The organism is Desulfovibrio sp. ZJ369 (assembly GCF_011039085.1).
Lineage (GTDB): Bacteria > Desulfobacterota > Desulfovibrionia > Desulfovibrionales > Desulfovibrionaceae > Desulfovibrio.
Genome location: NZ_JAAKEI010000042.1, coordinates 1 through 16,895 on the forward strand (window position 1 = coordinate 1; position 16,895 = coordinate 16,895).

Below are 16,895 nucleotides of genomic sequence, written 5' to 3' on the forward strand. Positions count from 1 at the left end.
GCCTGGCTGTTGCTTTTCCATCAAGATACGCATGAACAGCCTTGGTTCGGATTTCTTCAGATGCAAATTTCATCTCTGCAATCTAAACGATTTCTAAATAAAATAAAAGTCAAATTGCTCTAGAGCAGATTACCTTTGACTTTTTATGAAAGTCAAAGGTGGCATTCAGGCGAAAAACGCGGTTTTCGCCTGAATGTACGCCGCGTTGCGGCGGCTGCCGCTTTCGCGTCAGCAGAGCATTTTCAAAGTGAAAATGCTCCAGACAAGGCCGCTCCGTATCCCGTCAGTGCCTTGCCGCCTGCTCTGCAAGGCGTTTGAAACCGCGCCGGCCGGCTCACGCGCGCTTGCCAAGGCCTGGCTGAACGCTTATGCTTTTGCGCGGTTTCACGGCATGCCGCCGCAATCGGCATCCGCCGCGTTGCCCTGTGCGCCGCACACTGCGCAGCGCATCCCAACTACCGACAAAAAGGGCGGGGGCTTGTGGTTTCCGTTCTTTTACCCGTCCAGGCAATACCCGCTGTGGGTCCGGCCATTCCCCAACGGGCGGGTTTTTCTTTCGGCCGTTGCCTGCGCTGGCGGGAACGGCGCGCTTGAGGCAGCTATGGATAAAGATCGCAAGGAAGCCCTGCAGGTAGCCAAAGAGCTGACTGCCAAGTTCATTGAGACGCGCACTGTTTCGCCGGGCAATTTTGCCGAGATTTTTCCCTCGGTCTATCGGGTAGTTTATACTGCGGTGCGTGAAGGCGCCAGCGAAGACGACAACAAAGGGACAAATGCGTGACTTCCTCCCCGCCCCCGTCGCATCTGCCGCCTCCCCTGCGGCATGACGCCGCCGTAGCGGGCATGTTCGGGCGTATTGCCCGTCTTTATGATTTTATGAACAGGCTGCTGAGCCTGGGCGTGGATCAGCACTGGCGGCGCGTGCTGGCCCGCAACGTGCGCCTCGGTCAAAAGGGCATGGTGCTGGATCTGGCTGCCGGCACTCTGGACGTGGCTTTGGCCGTGCGCCGCGAGCATCCCGCCGCGCTGGTCCCGGCGCTGGATTTCTGCCCGCCCATGCTCAGCCGGGGCCGCGGCAAACTCAAGGGCGCAAACGCCCTCCGCGTGCTGCCCGTGGCTGCGGACGCCAAACATCTGCCTCTGCCCGACGCCTCGGTGGATTGCATAACCATGGCCTTCGGCATCCGCAACATTCTGCCGCGCGAAGCGGCTTTTGCCGAAATGCTGCGCGTGCTCAGGCCCGGCGGTCGCGCCTGCATCCTGGAATTCGGATCGGGACGCGAACGGATCTGGGGCGGGCTGTACAATTTTTATCTGAATCGCATCCTGCCGCGCATCGGCCAAGTTTTTTCCAAAGATCAGGCTGCCTATGAGTATCTGGCGGAAAGCATCTGCGCCTTTCCCACAGCGCGCGAACTGGAAGCGGAAATGGAACGCGCAGGCTTTGCACGCGCCTGGCATCTGAAACTCACGTCAGGCATAGCCTGCCTGCATCTGGGGGAAAAGGCCTGAGATCTGTGGAGCAGATTCCCGTAATGCCTGCGCGAGCCCTGGGCGATCATTGCGCACACGCAAGAGGGCCGGCGTTTTAGCGCATAGTGCTTTTGAAACGCCCGCTCCGGCGCGGAACGGCGCAAGGAAATAAGGATTTTTGGCAAGCTCAGGCCAGCCCAATCGCCAACAGCCCGATCCCCATGGCCGCCAGGCCCGCAAGACGCAACCGGGAAGCGGGCAGGGGCAGAAGGCTGAGCAAGGCGCGACGCATGCCTGAGGGAAAAAGCGCCCAGCACAGGCCCTCGATCACAAAAGCCAGCCCCAGGGCGCGCAGAAAAAGGTCAAAGTCGAAGTTCATGTTCTCCAGTAGACGGAAAAACGCCCTTTTGTAAAGGAAAGAAGACCATGATCAGCTTTGAGTCGCTGCAAAAACGCCAACATCCCCTGGCCGTGGTGGGGCTCGGCTATGTGGGCCTGCCCCTGGCTGTGGCCCTGTCGCACCACATGGACGTTCTCGGCTTTGACGTCAATGCCCGGCGTATTGCGGAACTGACCCGGGGCCATGACCGCACCCGCGAAGTGGACGACGAAAAGCTCAAAGCCGCCGCGGTGCGCTACACCGGCGATCCGGCTGCGCTCAAACAGGCGGCCGTGATCATCGTGGCCGTGCCCACGCCCATAGACGACCACCGCTCCCCGGATCTTTCGCCGGTCGTCAGCGCCACAACCACTGTCGGGCAAAACTTGACCGCGGGTTGCGTGGTGGTCTATGAATCCACGGTATACCCCGGTCTCACCGAGGAGATCTGCGTGCCCATTCTGGAGCGCGAATCCGGGCTGCGTTATGGCCGCGACTTTACCGTGGGCTACTCGCCGGAACGGATCAACCCCGGCGACAAGGTGCACACGCTGGAAACCATCACCAAGATTGTCGCAGGCTCGGATCAGGCCACGGCCGATCTGCTGGCGCAAATTTACGGTTCCGTGGTCAGGGCGGGCATTCACCGCGCTTCCAGCATCAAGGTGGCCGAGGCCGCCAAAGTCATTGAGAATACCCAGCGCGACCTGAATATCGCGCTGATGAACGAATTGGCCGTCATTTTCGAGCGCCTGGGCATCGACACTCTGGAAGTGCTGGAAGCCGCAGGCAGCAAATGGAATTTTCTGCCTTTCCGGCCCGGCCTGGTGGGCGGGCACTGCATCGGCGTGGATCCCTATTACCTCACCTACAAGGCCGAGGAACTGGGCTTTCACCCGGAAGTGATCCTGGCAGGCCGCCGGATCAACGACAATATGGGCAAATATGTGGCCGAATGCGCGGTCAAGCGGCTGATCAGGCGCGGCCGGGTGATCAGCGGCGCGCGCGTGGGCATTCTGGGTTTCACGTTCAAGGAGAACGTGCCGGATCTGCGCAATACCCGCGTGGTGGACGTCGTGCGCGAGCTCAGGGATTACGGCGTGGAAACGCTGGTCAGCGACGCTCAGGCCGACCCGGCGGAAGCGTTGCGCGAGTACGGGCAAACCCTTGTCCCCCTGGAGGAGCTTCGCAACCTGGACGCCCTGATCCTGGCTGTGGGGCACGCGGCATACGCAAGCCTCTCGCCTGAGGATCTCAAAAGCCGCTTTGCGGACCCGGCCGCTGCGGTGCTGCTGGACGTGAAAGCCTTTTTTGATCCGCAGGCCATGCGCGCGGCGGGCCTTGCCTACTGGAGGCTGTAAAACCCGTGGGCCTGCTGATCTGCGCGGCCGCGCGCGAGGAGCTCGCGGCCCTGATTCCGCACTGGGAACGGACCGCGACGCCTGACGCGGCCGGGCCGGACCTCGCGGCAGAAATGCGCTTGTGGCCGGTGCGCCTGAAACATGGGCCGGCTCTGGCCTGCCTCACCGGCGTGGGCCCGCTGAACGCGGCCCTGGCGTTGGGGCTCTGCCTCGCCAGAGCCGAAGCCGAAGGGCGGCCCGTTGACGCAGTACTCAACGCCGGGCTGGCCGGCGGTTTTAACCTCGCGGATCTGCCCTTGCGCTCCCTGTGCCTGGTGCGCGAGGAAATCTGGCCGGAATACGGCCTGCACGACGGCCACAGCGTCACGGCCGAGGCTTTTGGTTTTCCGCTCTGGCGGCGTCCGGCAACGGACGGCAGCGGGCAGGCGGACGTGCGCGACCGCCTGTCGCTGAGCAACGCGGCCGGACTGGCGGCTCTGGGATTTCGAGGCCCGGAGGCTGCGCTTCCCTTCCGGGCATGCCGCTCGCTGACCGTTGCCGGGGTCAGCGCCAGCTTTGACAGGGCGCGCAACCTCTGGAACCGCTATCACGCGGAACTGGAAAACATGGAAGGCTTTGCCGTGGCCTATGCCTGCGCCCGCCAGAGCATCCCCTGCGTGGAGATCCGCTGCGTATCCAACAAGGTGGGCCCCCGCGCAAAAGATGAAAAAGACTTTCCGGGCGCGCTGGCGGCTCTTGGCCGCATTCTGCCCGCCCTTAACCTGATCTGAAGTAAAATCATGATCCTGCTCAAAGCCCGCCTTGCCCTGGAACTGCCCCCCATCAACCGGGCGCTGGCCCGGGCCGTGGACACGCTGCCCGAACCCGTGCGCCCTGTGGCCCGGCATATTTTCGAGGCCGGAGGCAAACGCCTGCGGCCGCTGCTGACCGTGCTCACGGCCAGGCTGCTGGGCTATGCGGCCGAGGATATTTACGAGCTGGCCGCGACCATGGAAATGCTGCACGGCGCCACCCTTTTGCACGACGATGTGCTGGATAACGCCCTGAGCCGCCGGGGCAGGCCCGCAGCCCATACCCTGTTTGACGTGCCCACCGTGATCCTGGCCGGGGACGCGCTGCTCGCCGGGGCCAACGCTTTGGTGGCCGGATTCGACGATCCGCGCCTGACGCGCTGCTTTTCCGAAGCCACCAGCCGCACCGCGGCCGGGGAAATTCTGGAAATCGCCTCCCAGGGACGCGTGGACTTGCCCGCCGCCGAGTATCAGGAAGTGGTGCGCGGCAAAACCGCCTGGCTGATTCGCGCTTCCTGCGAATTGGGGGCCCTGCGCGCCGGGGCTGAGGCGGCTGCCGTGGCCGCTGCCGGCGCATACGGCGAAAATCTGGGCATGGCCTTTCAGCTGGTGGACGACGCCCTTGACTTCGCGCCCTCAAGCGTGACCGGCAAGCCCACGGGCGGCGACGTTCGCGAAGGCAAACTGACGCCCCCCCTGCGGCTCTATCGCCTGAGCCTGAACCGGGAAGAACGCGCCGCCTTTGACGCGGCCTTCAGTTGCGGCCTGATGACCGAACATGACGCCGAAGCCATTGCCGGGCGCATCCGTGACGCGGCTTTCGACGCGCAGACGCGCCTGGACGCGGATGCCTACCTGGACGCGGCCCGCGCGGCTCTGGACAATCTGCCCCATCTGCCGGAACGCGATCTCATGCGCCAGATGGCCGACTATGTGCGCGACAGGAAGAAGTAGTTTTTTGCAACTGAAGCAGATTCCTTTTTGAAATATGTCAGATTTCCAGGGTAGCCCGGTCGCGTGCAGCCTTTGAAAGTCAATCTGCTCTGAGAGGAGGCCAGTATGCTCTATCGCATGGAAACAGGCCCGCATGCCGGGCTGGAAGATACCCAGGGCCGCAAGACGGCCCGGCAGTTGCGCAGGGCCCTGGGCCTCGCCGTGGGCGGAGTGCGCCAGATCAAAGTCTTCACCGTGGACGGTCTGGACGCGGCCCAGGTTCGCCGCCTGCTGGACGAGGGCATCTGGCACGATCCCATTTTGCAGCAAGCCTCATTGGAGCCCCTGCCCCTGCCCGCCTCCGGGGAAGGGCCCGCGCCGGACTGGTTCGTGGAAGTGAGCTTCCGCCCCGGCGTCACGGACAACGAGGCCCGCACGGCCCGCGATACCGCGGCCCTGGTGCTGGGCGTGCCGCGCGACAGTTTGCGCGTCTACACGGCCGTACAGTACCGCATCTGCAATGATCCGGCCGCGCCGCTCACGCGCGAACAGGTGCAGGCCCTGGCCCGCGATCTGCTGTGCAACACGCTGATCCAGCGCTTCCGGGTCAAGAGCCTGGAAGAATGGCGCGGGGATCCGGGTTTTGCGCCGCAGGCGGCCAGGGTCACCGGCCAAGCCAACGACACGGTGGAAACCGTGCCCCTTTCCCGGATGGACGACGCCGCCCTGCTCAAAGCCAGCCGTGAAAACACCTGGGCTCTCAATCTCGACGAATTGCACGGCATCCGCGCGCAGTTCACTGATCCCGCCGAGATCGCCCGGCGCACGGCCCTGGCTCTGCCCGCCGATCCCACGGACGTGGAAATGGAGGTGCTGGCCCAGACCTGGTCCGAGCACTGCAAGCACAAAATTTTTGCCGCGCGCATTGACTATGTGGATGAAGACACCGGGCGGCATGAGAATGTGGACAATCTCTACAAGACCTGCATCCGCGACGCCACGGCCATTCTGCGGCAGCGCATGGGCGCCAACGATTACTGCAAATCCGTGTTCACGGACAATGCCGGGGTGATCGCCTTCATTAACGGCTACGACGCCTGCATCAAGGTGGAAACCCACAACAGCCCCTCGGCCCTGGATCCGTACGGCGGCGCGCTGACCGGCATCGTGGGCGTGAACCGCGACCCCATGGGCACGGGCCTGGGCGCGGAACTGGTCTGCAATACGGATGTCTTCTGCTTTGCCTCGCCTTTTTACGACAAGGCCCTGCCGCCGCGTCTGCTGCACCCCCGCCGGGTGCTGGAAGGCGTGCGCGAGGGCGTGGAGCACGGCGGCAACAAATCCGGCATTCCCACTGTCAACGGCTCCCTGGTCTTTGACGAGCGCTACCTGGGCAAGCCCCTGGTCTACTGCGGCACGGTGGGGATCATTCCCACGCAGATCAACGGCCGTCCGGGCTGGGAAAAGAAAGCCCGGGTGGACGACGTGATCGTCATGACTGGCGGCCGGATCGGCAAGGACGGCATCCACGGCGCCACCTTTTCCTCCGAGGAGCTGCATGAGGGCTCCCCGGCCACGGCCGTGCAGATCGGCGATCCCATCACCCAGCGCAAAATGTACGACTTCATCCTGCGCGCGCGCGACCTTGGCCTGTACAACGCCATTACGGACAACGGCGCGGGCGGCCTGTCCTCTTCGGTGGGGGAAATGGCCGGGGATACGGGCGGCTGCGTGCTGGACATCGCCAGGGCCCCGCTCAAATACGACGGGCTGCGGCCCTGGGAGATCCTGCTTTCCGAAGCCCAGGAGCGCATGACCCTGGCCGTGCCCCCGGACAAGCTGGCGCAATTCATGGAGCTGGCCGCGCGTATGGATGTGGAGGCCACGGCTCTCGGACATTTCACGGCTTCAGGCTTTTTCGAGGCCCGCTACGGCGAGCGGGTGGTGGCCTCCCTGCCCATGCGCTTCATGCACGACGGCGTGCCCCAGCTTGAGCTGGAAGCCGTGTGGAAAGCGCCGGACACGCCGGATATCCGGGTAGAGATGACAGGGCTGGACGCGCGCGGCGAGGCGGAATTTTTACGGCGTATGCTTGGGCGTCTGAATATCTGTTCCAAAGAATACATTATCCGCCAATATGACCATGAGGTGCGCGGCGGCAGCGTGATCAAGCCTCTGGTGGGCGCGCTGCGCGACGGCCCGGCCGACGCGGGCGTGCTGCGCCCCCTGCTGGAGTCGGACGCCGGGCTGGTCATTGCCCACGGCATCTGCCCCAAATTCAGCGATTACGACACCTACTGGATGATGGCCAACGCCATGGACGAGGCCGTGCGCAACGCGGTGGCCGTGGGCGGCAATCCCGACGCGCTGGCCGGGGTGGACAATTTCTGCTGGTGCGATCCGATCTGGAGCGAAAAAAATCCCGACGGCCGCTATAAGCTGGCGCAACTGGTGCGGGCCTGCAAGGCCTTGCGCCAATTCTCCCTGGCGTACGGCCTGCCCTGCATCTCCGGCAAAGACTCCATGAAGAACGACTACACCGGCGGCGGGGAACGCATTTCCATTCCGCCCACAGTGCTTTTCTCCGTGCTGGGCGTGATCAACAATGTGACCTGCGCGCAAACCTCGGATTTCAAGCGCGAGGGCGAGCATATCTATCTTTTGGGCGGCACCTGGCGCGAAATGGCCGGCAGCGAGGCGGCCGACGAATTGGGCCTGAAGGGCGGGCGCGTGCCGCATGTGGACGCGGCCACGGCCCTGCCCCGCTATCGCGCGATCAATGCGCTCATGGGCCAGCGGGCCATTGCCGCCTGCCATGACTGCTCGGACGGTGGTTTGGCCGTGGCCCTGGCCGAAATGTGCATCGGCGGCCGCCTGGGCGCGGAGGTGGATCTTGATGCCGTGCCCGCCCTGGAAGACATGAGCCGCACGGAGCTGCTCTACAGCGAATCGGCCAGCCGTCTGCTGGTCAGCATCAGGCCCGATCTGGCCATGCTGCTTGAGGCCCTGGGCCAATGGCAGATCTGCCGGCGCATCGGCACGGTCGCGGGCGACGGGCATCTGACCCTGAAAAGCGGCGACAGCGTTGTGCTGCGCGAAGATGTGGAAGAGCTGGTCCGGGCCTTCAAACGCACCCTGGACTGGTAAGGGCTCAGGGCTGACGCATCTAGAGCAGATTACCTTTGACTTTTTATGAAAGTCAAAGGCGGCATTCAGGCGAAAAACGCGGTTTTCGCCTGAATGTACGCCGCGTTGCGGCGGCTGCCGCTTTCGCGTCAGCAGAGCATTTTCAAAGAGAAAATGCTCTAAACTTTTTCTAACCAACTGATAATAAAACTTTTTCAGCAATTTGACAGGCTCGCATTTTTTGCGGTATAGTCTATGCAATGAGAAAAGGCAGTCCCCATGCCGGTTGGTGGCGCACAACGCGCGGGCGCGTTTCCAAACCACCGGAAAAAAACTTGGGGGCAGAGTCGCGGGCGCGACTTGTCCGGTTCAGCATCGCTTTGCGTCGGACAGCCTTGAACACCAACCAAGGAGTAATCATGAAGTATTCACGCTGGCTTTCCATGGGAGCAGCCCTGGCCCTTTGCCTGGCTCTTGCCGCCCCCATGAATGCCGACGCGGCTTCACAAAGCGCTCCCCCTGCCAAAAGCCGGAAATCCGGCACAGAAGCCCCTGCTCCCTCCGTGAAAAAAAGCAAAAAAGCCGCCTCTTCCGTACGCAAAAACAAAGCTGCCGTCAGCAAGAGCAAAAAGGCGCACAAAAAGCAGCGCAGCAAAGCCACAGCCAAAAAACAGCTCAGGGCCAAGGCCAAAACTGCCCGCAAGAGCGCGGACAACCGCGCAATCTGGCTTAAGCGCGCCCAGGGCAGCGAATTGCTGACAGGCAAGGCATCCTGGTACGGCCGTGACTTCCACGGCGGTTCCACGGCCAGCGGCGTTGATTATGATATGTACACCTTCACCGCGGCTCACCGCACCCTGCCCATCGGCACTGTGGTCAAAGTCACGGATCAGGATAACGGCAAAAGCGTCATGGTCTGTGTCACGGACCGCGGCCCCTATGTGCGCGGCCGGATCATCGACCTCTCGTATGCCGCCGCCAGGCAGCTTGACTTGAGCAGGCGCGGGGTGGGCAAAGTGGATCTGGAAGTGGTCAGCGACGAAAGCGGCACCCCGCTCAAGGCTGATCAGGCGTATTATGTGCGCTATGTGGCCGCCAAAGGCCATGAAAAAGTCGGGCCGTTCCGCGCCTTTGCCGACGCAGCCGCCATGCACGAGGCCTTGCGCCAGGTGCATCCGGAAGCCGAAGTGGTGCTGGGCAGCTCCCGCTGAGATCGTCATAACACAGAATGCAGAAAAGGCCTCCCGGCAGATGCGGGAGGCCTTTTCTACAGCGTTTTGCTCATGAAATTAGAGCATTTTCCTTTTGAAAATGCTCTAAAGAATTCGTTTTGAATTTCAGATGGTTGCAAGATCATTTTCATTGAAAGCGTGAATGTCTCAAGGGGGGATCCGTCTTGACAGCGTGCGCCCGTCGGGAGATAATAGATAAATTACTGTTCATATACCTGCGAAAAGCGGGAAACATGCCGTTGAAAAAGCGCCGCGCCTTTTGTGCTGAGTTGTTTCCTGAAAGCGAGGGAAAAGGCCGGACGGGTCCGGTGGCGGAACCGTCCGGAATACGAATACCGCCAAAGGAAGGAGAAAACCATGACATGCAGCAGAAGAACCTTTTTGGGCGTATTGGGCGGAGTGACCGCCGGCGGAGCCCTGGCCGTCGCGACCGGACGTAGCCTGGCCGCGCCAGGAGCCGCGCCTGCTCCGCAGGGGAAGCGTTTCGCCCAGGTCAACGGCGAATTCGGCTGGCAACCCCACGCGCTGGACCCCAAGGTATGCGTGCCCGTGGCGTATGAGGGCTACTGGTATAAAGGGTACGCCTGCGGATATGGCGCCTTTTACGGTATTGTGGGTATGCTGGGCGAGCAGTATGGCGCGCCGTACAATCAGTTTCCCTTTACCATGCTGGAGGCCAACAAGGGCGGCATTTCGGACTGGGGTACCATATGCGGAGCCCTGTACGGCGCGGCGGCGGCCTTCGCGCTGTTCTGGCCCCGCAAGGAGCGGAACGCCATGGTCAACGAACTGTTCCGCTGGTACGAAACCACGGCCCTGCCCATCTACAATCCAGGCGAGGCGGCGAAGGGCGTGAAAGGCGACATTCCCACCAGCGTATCCAATTCCGTGCTGTGCCATGTTTCCGTCTCCAAGTGGAGCTACGACAATCACCTGGCCGCCAACAGCAAGGAACGCAGCGAGCGCTGCGGCCGGATAACGGCCGACGTGACGGCCAAGGCCATTGAAATTTTCAACGCCAAAATTGCCGCGGGCGCGGCCTACAAGGGCGCGCTGTCCAAGCAGAAATCCGTGGCGTACTGTACGGATTGCCACGCCAAGGGCAAGGATGCGGACATCCTCAAGGGCAATATGGATTGTACGCCCTGTCACAGCGGGAGTGAGCACACCATGAACAAGTTTAAGGACCATCCTTAGACTGGTCCATTCCGGCCCTGTTCCGGCCTTGTTCCGGCGCTGATTTCGCGGCGGAACCGTCCGCGCCTTGGAGCGCAAACTCAGCCGCGGGCGTGGGATGAAAAACAACGGGTGATGCGCGGCGTGATAACTCGTTCAGAAAAGCCGCTACATATTCGTCAACAAAATTACAAAAGCGACGGGCGGGGGAAAATCCCTCGCCCTGTTTTCATGCGCCGAGGTGTTGTCTTTTCAATCACTTTGCTGCCATCATTTCGCGCCCAGGGCGCGGTCTGGACGCTCATTGCTTCAGCCGTTGCGACGAAGGAAGCTACGGATGAAGACAGCAACTGGTTACTGCGACAGCCAGCCAACGCAACCGCTGTCGCGATCCGTAAGCAAGCAAAGCTTGCTAACGGCTACCGCCGGCGCGGGCGCGCAATGGGATGACAAGGCGCGGCTGCCGCGATAAGCTGGGCAGATGCTAAACAAATCAGCTCCAAAATCGCTGCCGGTCTGGTCCCTGAGCCTGGGCTGCCCCAAGAATCGCGTGGACAGCGAGCGCCTTCTGGGCTCTCTGGGCCTGCCTGTCAAAAGCGTTGCGCAGATGGGCCGCGCGCGTCTGGTTTTGATCAATACCTGCGGCTTTATCGAGCCGGCCGTGCGTGAATCGGTGCGGGCCGTGCTGGAGGCCATCAACCGTCTGGCCCGCTGCCGAAAAAAGCCGCTGCTGGCCGTGGCGGGCTGCATGGTGGGCCGTTACGGCGCGCAGACCCTGGCCGGGGAGTTGCCCGAAGTGGACCTCTGGCTGCCCACAGCGCGCCTGGAGGACTGGCCGCGCCTGCTGGCCCGCGCCCTGGATCTGCCTGAGCCGTCGCACGGCAGCTCCGGACGCCTGCTTTCCACCGGGCCATCCTATGCCTGGCTGAAGATCGGCGAAGGTTGCCGCCATGCCTGCGCGTTCTGCACCATTCCCTCCATCAGGGGCGCGCTCAAATCCGTGCGGGCCGAAAGCCTGCTGGCCGAGGCCCGTGATCTGCTGGCGCGGGGAGTGCGCGAGCTTGTTCTGGTAGCCCAGGACGTGACCTCCTGGGGCGCGGATTTCAGCCCGCAAGAGCCGGGGCGCGGCCTTGCGTCCCTGCTGGAGCGCCTGGCCGGGCTTGACGGCCTGGCCTGGCTGCGGCTGTTGTATTTGTATCCCAGCGGCGTCACGCCGGAACTTTTGCGCCTGATCAGGGCCTGCGGGCCGCCGCTCCTGCCGTATCTGGACATCCCCCTGCAACATGCCCACCCGGAAGTGCTCTCCCGCATGGGCCGCCCCTTTGCCAGGGATCCCCGGCGCGTGCTCGACACGGTGCGCGACATACTGCCGCACGCCGCGTTGCGCACCACCTTCATTGTGGGCTACCCGGGCGAAAGCGAGGCGCATTTTGAAAGTCTCTGCCGCTTTGTGGAAGAAGCCCGCTTTCAGCATCTGGGTGTTTTCGCCTACCAGGCCGAAGAAGGCACGCCCGCGGCGGCGCTGCCCGATCAAGTGCCGCCGGAGATCAAAGAGGCCCGCCGTGCAACGCTCATGCAAATCCAGGCCGGGATCAGCGAGGCGTATCTGGCCGCCCGGCTGGGGCAACGCCTGCCGGTGCTGGTGGACGCGCCGCACCCGGAGTGGCCGGGGCTGCACCAGGGGCGCGTCTGGTTTCAGGCTCCCGAAGTGGACGGGATCACCTACGTCAGCGGCCCCGGCGTAGCGCCCGGCGCGCTTCTTGAGTGCGATATTGTGGAAAATACGGAATACGATCTCACGGCCCTGGCCTGAATGCGCCTGCCGCAAACAACGCTCCCGCATGGGCCGCGCCCGGCCCCCGTGAAATCCCGCAGAGTCGCCTGATGCGCAAAAAATATCCCCGAAGGGCAAGGCCCTCCGGGGATATCCGGTTTCTCGCGTGCCGCGCACGCCCTCAGCCGAGTTAGCCGCCGATGAGCTGCATGGCCATCTTGGGCATGCTGTTGGCCTGCGAAAGCATGGCCACGGCCGACTGGGTGAGGATCTGGTTGCGGACGAACTGGGTCATTTCCGTGGCCACGTCCACATCGGAAATGCGCGATTCCGCCGATTGCAGGTTTTCGGCTTGGGTGGTGAGGTTGGAGATGGTGTTTTCCAGACGGTTCTGCAGCGCGCCCAGATGCGCGCGGATCTTGTCCTTGGAGACCACGGCGTTGGTCAGGCCCACCAGGGCCTTCTGAGCGGCCTCCTGCGTGGAGACCGTGTGCGCCATGGAGGTGGCTGCGGACTGATTGCCCACGCCCAGGGCCGAGGCCGTGCTCGTGCCGATCTGGATGTAGTAATAGTCTTCCGCCGAGTCGTTGGCCGTGCCGAAGTGGATCTTCATCTTGCCGGTGGACGTCATGCCGGCGCCGTTGTGCGTGCTGCTGGAGAGATTCCCGTCCAAAAGATGAATGCCGTTGAAATCCGTGGCATTGGCGATTCGGGTGATTTCCGAGGCCATGGCCTGATATTCGGATTCAATCATCAGACGCTGGGTGGAATCATAAGTGCCGGTGGCCGCCTGTTCGGCCAGTTCCTTCATGCGGGTCAGCTTTTCGTCGATGATGCCCAGGGCGCCGTCGGCGGTCTGAATGAGGGAAATGGCGTCATTGGCGTTGCGCACGCCCTGCTGCAAGGCCGCAATATCCGTGCGCATCAGCTCGCGGATGGCCAGGCCCGCGGCGTCGTCGGCCGCGGAGTTGACCCGCAGGCCCGTGGACAGACGCTCGGTCGAGGTTTGCAGATTGCCGTAGTGGCTCGTCAGAGTGTTGGCGACGTTGGTGGCCATTTGGTTGTGATTGATATACATGACATTCCTCCATGAATGTGCTGTGTGCCCGGCGGTGCACTTTGCACGCCCGCGTCCTTGCGGACTGCCGCCGCACAATGCCTGCGCATGCAGGGTTTATGTTGCCGTTCCCGATGCGCTTGCCTGCCTTTTCGGCGTGAGAACCGAAAGCATCCGGCCCGCGCAGCCCCTGCCGACAAGGGCTGACCCTTGTTCGCCCTGACTCGTGGCGTCAGGGGAGGCAAAAAATGCCTGAAAAAACCTGCACTCCTGCTAAAGCAGGATCCGTGCCAAAAAAGGGGCCGAGCTCTGAGCAGCGCATGCCCGCCTTTTTCCGCAACATACGGCGGAGCAGCGCCGTCAAAAAGAAGACGGCCCTTGCACAAACAAACACGCGGGTGCGGTGGCGCGCAGGAGCGAAAACTTTTCCACAGGCTATTGACGAAAATAAGAGGATGCTTATTAATAGGATAAGATGTTTTTCACAGGAGGTCAGTTATGAGTAGTTTTCATTTGCTTCCCCGTCGCTGGCCTGGGCCGCGTGGGGCCGCACCACGTCAGGACGACCTGCCCGTGACGCCCGGACGTGATGATTGGGATGGATTCTTTCAGAGCATGCTCAACGGCATGGTTACACCGTGGGAAGCCATGAACGATTTTTTGCCTTTTTGGCGACGGCAGAAAATTCAAGCCGATATTTTGCCCAGTCTGGATCTGACCAGCGATGAGAAAGCCTATGCGCTGAGCATGGAACTGCCCGGCGTGGAACCTGAAAATGTCAAGGTGGAAGTGCGCGACAATGCCCTGGTCATTGCCGGCGAGAAAAAGCAGGAAAGCTGCGGGGATCAGAAAAACCAGCATGTGCTGGAACGCGCCTACGGTTCCTTCCAGCGGGTGCTGGCCCTGCCGGAGGACGCGGACACGGACGCCATCACCGCAAGCTGCAAGAACGGCGTGCTGCATATTGCCATTCCGCGCAAGGCGACCTCTGAAACGCGGACGAAATCCATAGAAATTGTGAAGGAATAAATCCTCCTCCACACGGGCCAGCGCTCCGGCCCGCGAGCCCCCGCCGTTCTGGCGGGGGCTTTTTGTATGGCTTTCAGGCAGTGGCGGGCAGCTTAGAGCATTTTCACTTTGAAAACGCAAGAGGCCGGTTTGCAGAGCAAACCGGCCTCTTCCGCATATTAGAGCATTTTGCTTTTGAAATTATTCAATTTCAAAAGCGGCGCTGCCATCATTTCCCCGCAAGCGGGACAAGCGCCTGAAAAGCGTGGTTTTCAGGCTCATTCGGCGCGGGCGTCCGCTCCCGCGGCCGCCAGAGCGGTTGCTGTTTTCAACAGCAACCGCTCTAGGCAATGCATGTTGCCGAGCCCGCGGCACTCCCCTGCCGCGGGCTCGATCAGGGGTTATCTCCCTCCGCCACGAAGTTTTCCTAGCTGATCAGCGACAATGCCAGCTTGGGCATGTTGTTGGCCTGCGAAAGCATGGCCACGGCCGATTGGGTAAGAATCTGGTTGTGTACGAACTGCGTCATTTCCGTGGCCACGTCCACGTCTGAGATGCGCGATTCCGCCGATTGCAGATTCTCGGCCTGGGTGGTCAGGTTGGAAATGGTGTTCTCAAGACGGTGCTGCAAGGCGCCGAGATTGGCGCGGATCTTGTCCTTGGAGACCACGGCGTTGGTCAGGCCCACCAGGGCTTTCTGAGCGGCCTGTTGGGTGGAGACCGTGTGCGCCATGGAGGTGGCTGCGGACTGATTGCCCACGCCCAGGGCCGAGGCCGTGCTCGTGCCGATCTGGATGTAGTAATAGTCTTCCGCCGAGTCGTTGGCCGTGCCGAAATGCACCTTCAGCTTGCCGGTGGATGTTATGCCGGAGCCGTTGTGCGTGTTGCTGGAGAGATTCCCGTCCAAAAGATGAATGCCGTTGAAATCCGTGGCATTGGCGATTCGGGTGATTTCCGAGGCCATGGCCTGATATTCGGATTCAATCATCAGACGCTGGGTGGAATCATAAGTGCCGGTGGCCGCCTGTTCGGCCAGTTCCTTCATGCGGGTCAGCTTTTCGTCGATGATGCCCAGGGCGCCGTCGGCGGTCTGAATGAGGGAAATGGCGTCATTGGCGTTGCGCACGCCCTGCTGCAAGGCCGCAATATCCGTGCGCATCAGCTCGCGGATGGCCAGGCCCGCGGCGTCGTCGGCTGCGGAATTGATCCGCAGGCCTGTGGACAGGCGGGTGGTTGAGGTTCGCAAATTGCCGTAGTGGGATGTGAGAGTGTTGCCCACGTTCTGGGCCATCTGATTGTGATTGATATACATACATTCCTCCATGAATGTTGTATGTCGCGGGCGGCGCCCGATGCCGACGCGTCCTTGCGTCCTGCCGCCTCTGCTATGCAGTATCGGTTGACAGGGGCGATCTCTTAGGGCTGCGCGGAAAATTTTTCCGGGTTATAAGTATTTTTATTTATGTATCTTTTGTAAAAATAAGGGGGAAAAATCAGGCCGCGTGCGCGACATGCGGCAAATTTTGCCGCCACACAGGCCGCCGGAATCCGCAAAAAACATGCAACGAAACCGCTGTCGCCAGAGCGTTTAGCTCATTTCATGAGCAAAATGCTCTAAGCTTTTTTGAACCTCCCGCCTGGCGGGAGGTTTTCTTCATACAATAAACAAGGGCGGCTCAAGAGCCGCCCTTGTTTGCGATAATGCCAGGCAACGCCCTGCGGGGATCGGCGCTGCACCGCATTTTCAGCTATTTTATTTTTGTGAATCCGTGTTTAGCAAGGAAGTCATAAAGCTGCTTGTGCGTCCATTGGGAAATGGTGCCGTTGCTGCAATGCGCTTTCAGACATTCCTTGACCTTCTGGCGCTCCAGGTACAAAGAAGACACATATTGCACCTCGTGCGCCTGCTTGTAGTTGAAGAGTGCATAGTCGCTGGGCATACAGCTTCTCCTTCTTTTCAAAAGATATTATTCGTAATATAAATTTGTCAATATAGCATCGTAAAGATAAGAAAATACTCTTCTAGAGCATTTTGCTTTTGAAATTATTCAATTTCAAAAGCGGCGCTGCCATCATTTCGCGTCCAGAACGCGGTCTGGACGCTCATTCGGCGCGGGCGTCCGCTCCCGCGGCCGCCAGAGCAATTTCAAAGTGAAATTGCTCTATAAAAATTGTGGTGCTATATATCAGGAGAACGGTTGCGTCTGAGCGTCTTTTGCTGTGCGAGATGTCCTCAGGAAGCGCACAGAAAAGCGCGGCGCGGAGAACATTCCGGAAAAGCTGCTTTTTCCAGAATGATTTTATCGGGAAGGAAATACCTTGATTCGGGAAATGCCCGGAAAGCTCATTCGCTAGAGCATTTTCACTTTGAAAATGCTCTGCTGACGCGAAAGCGGCAGCCGCCGCAACGCGGCGTACATTCAGGCGAAAACCGCGTTTTTCGCCTGAATGCCACCTTTGACTTTTATAAAAAGTCAAAGGTAATCTGCTCTAGAGCAATTTGACTTTTATTTTATTTAGAAATCGTTTAGATTGCAGAGATGAAATTTGCATCTGAAGAAATCCGAACCAAGGCTGTTCATGCG

The 16,895-nt window shown here is 61.0% G+C and carries 16 protein-coding genes; 11 read left to right on the forward strand and 5 right to left on the reverse strand.

Features of this window, described 5'->3' with window-relative positions:
- Window positions 1-601: 601 nt before the first annotated feature.
- Window positions 602-781, forward strand: coding sequence for a hypothetical protein (locus G7Y51_RS11255; protein ID WP_165177548.1), 180 nt, complete (start codon window positions 602-604; stop codon window positions 779-781).
- Window positions 778-1,512 (forward strand): ubiquinone/menaquinone biosynthesis methyltransferase, encoded by a 735-nt coding sequence (locus tag G7Y51_RS11260; protein WP_277424694.1) that lies wholly within the window; start codon window positions 778-780, stop codon window positions 1,510-1,512. The genes G7Y51_RS11255 and G7Y51_RS11260 overlap by 4 nt, the downstream gene beginning before the upstream one ends.
- 148 nt (window positions 1,513-1,660) lie before the next feature.
- Here the strand turns inward: G7Y51_RS11260 and G7Y51_RS11265 are convergent, their stop codons facing one another.
- Window positions 1,661-1,852 carry a DUF2065 family protein gene (locus tag G7Y51_RS11265; RefSeq protein ID WP_165177551.1) on the reverse strand — a complete coding sequence of 64 codons (192 nt, stop codon included), beginning with the start codon at window positions 1,850-1,852 and terminating at the stop codon, window positions 1,661-1,663.
- 47 nt (window positions 1,853-1,899) lie between these two features.
- Here G7Y51_RS11265 and G7Y51_RS11270 point away from each other — a divergent pair, with 47 nt between their 5' ends.
- The 8 genes from G7Y51_RS11270 to rimO all read left to right on the forward strand — a co-directional run bounded on the left by G7Y51_RS11270 (window position 1,900) and on the right by rimO (window position 12,284).
- Entirely contained in the window at window positions 1,900-3,213 is a 1,314-nt protein-coding gene (locus G7Y51_RS11270; protein WP_165177554.1) for a nucleotide sugar dehydrogenase, read from the forward strand.
- Between the two features lie 5 nt (window positions 3,214-3,218).
- Window positions 3,219-3,983, forward strand: a complete 765-nt coding sequence (mqnB, locus tag G7Y51_RS11275; RefSeq protein WP_165177557.1) for a futalosine hydrolase — start codon at window positions 3,219-3,221, stop codon at window positions 3,981-3,983.
- A gap of 9 nt (window positions 3,984-3,992) precedes the next feature.
- A complete protein-coding gene (locus tag G7Y51_RS11280) occupies window positions 3,993-4,958 on the forward strand; it encodes a polyprenyl synthetase family protein (protein ID WP_165177560.1) in 966 nt (321 codons plus the stop codon).
- 105 nt (window positions 4,959-5,063) lie between these two features.
- Window positions 5,064-8,084: an AIR synthase-related protein gene (locus G7Y51_RS11285; RefSeq protein ID WP_165177563.1), complete on the forward strand. Its 3,021-nt coding sequence runs from the start codon at window positions 5,064-5,066 to the stop codon at window positions 8,082-8,084.
- A gap of 398 nt (window positions 8,085-8,482) precedes the next feature.
- The gene (locus tag G7Y51_RS11290) at window positions 8,483-9,274 is read left to right on the forward strand and encodes a septal ring lytic transglycosylase RlpA family protein (RefSeq protein ID WP_165177566.1); all 792 of its coding nucleotides are present in this window, start codon (window positions 8,483-8,485) and stop codon (window positions 9,272-9,274) included.
- A gap of 378 nt (window positions 9,275-9,652) precedes the next feature.
- Window positions 9,653-10,492, forward strand: a complete 840-nt coding sequence (locus G7Y51_RS11295; protein ID WP_165177569.1) for a C-GCAxxG-C-C family protein — start codon at window positions 9,653-9,655, stop codon at window positions 10,490-10,492.
- A 114-nt stretch (window positions 10,493-10,606) separates the two neighbouring features.
- Window positions 10,607-10,921: a hypothetical protein gene (locus G7Y51_RS11300; protein WP_165177572.1), complete on the forward strand. Its 315-nt coding sequence runs from the start codon at window positions 10,607-10,609 to the stop codon at window positions 10,919-10,921.
- A gap of 31 nt (window positions 10,922-10,952) precedes the next feature.
- On the forward strand, window positions 10,953-12,284 hold the full coding sequence (rimO, locus tag G7Y51_RS11305) for a 30S ribosomal protein S12 methylthiotransferase RimO (RefSeq protein WP_165177575.1): 1,332 nt from the start codon (window positions 10,953-10,955) through the stop codon (window positions 12,282-12,284).
- A 151-nt stretch (window positions 12,285-12,435) separates the two neighbouring features.
- Here rimO and G7Y51_RS11310 read toward each other — a convergent pair whose 3' ends face one another.
- Complete coding sequence (locus tag G7Y51_RS11310; protein ID WP_165177577.1) at window positions 12,436-13,323, reverse strand: flagellin; 888 nt, start codon at window positions 13,321-13,323, stop codon at window positions 12,436-12,438.
- 477 nt (window positions 13,324-13,800) lie between these two features.
- On the opposite strand from G7Y51_RS11310, the gene G7Y51_RS11315 reads away from it, so the two are divergent.
- Window positions 13,801-14,331, forward strand: a complete 531-nt coding sequence (locus tag G7Y51_RS11315; protein WP_165177579.1) for an Hsp20/alpha crystallin family protein — start codon at window positions 13,801-13,803, stop codon at window positions 14,329-14,331.
- Between the two features lie 406 nt (window positions 14,332-14,737).
- Here the strand turns inward: G7Y51_RS11315 and G7Y51_RS11320 are convergent, their stop codons facing one another.
- The 3 genes from G7Y51_RS11320 to G7Y51_RS11330 form a co-directional block, all read right to left on the reverse strand.
- Window positions 14,738-15,622 carry a flagellin gene (locus G7Y51_RS11320; RefSeq protein ID WP_165177580.1) on the reverse strand — a complete coding sequence of 295 codons (885 nt, stop codon included), beginning with the start codon at window positions 15,620-15,622 and terminating at the stop codon, window positions 14,738-14,740.
- Between the two features lie 436 nt (window positions 15,623-16,058).
- Complete coding sequence (locus G7Y51_RS11325; RefSeq protein ID WP_165177582.1) at window positions 16,059-16,250, reverse strand: hypothetical protein; 192 nt, start codon at window positions 16,248-16,250, stop codon at window positions 16,059-16,061.
- 163 nt (window positions 16,251-16,413) lie between these two features.
- Window positions 16,414-16,788, reverse strand: coding sequence for a hypothetical protein (locus tag G7Y51_RS11330; RefSeq protein WP_165177584.1), 375 nt, complete (start codon window positions 16,786-16,788; stop codon window positions 16,414-16,416).
- Between the last annotated feature and the right edge of the window lie 107 nt (window positions 16,789-16,895).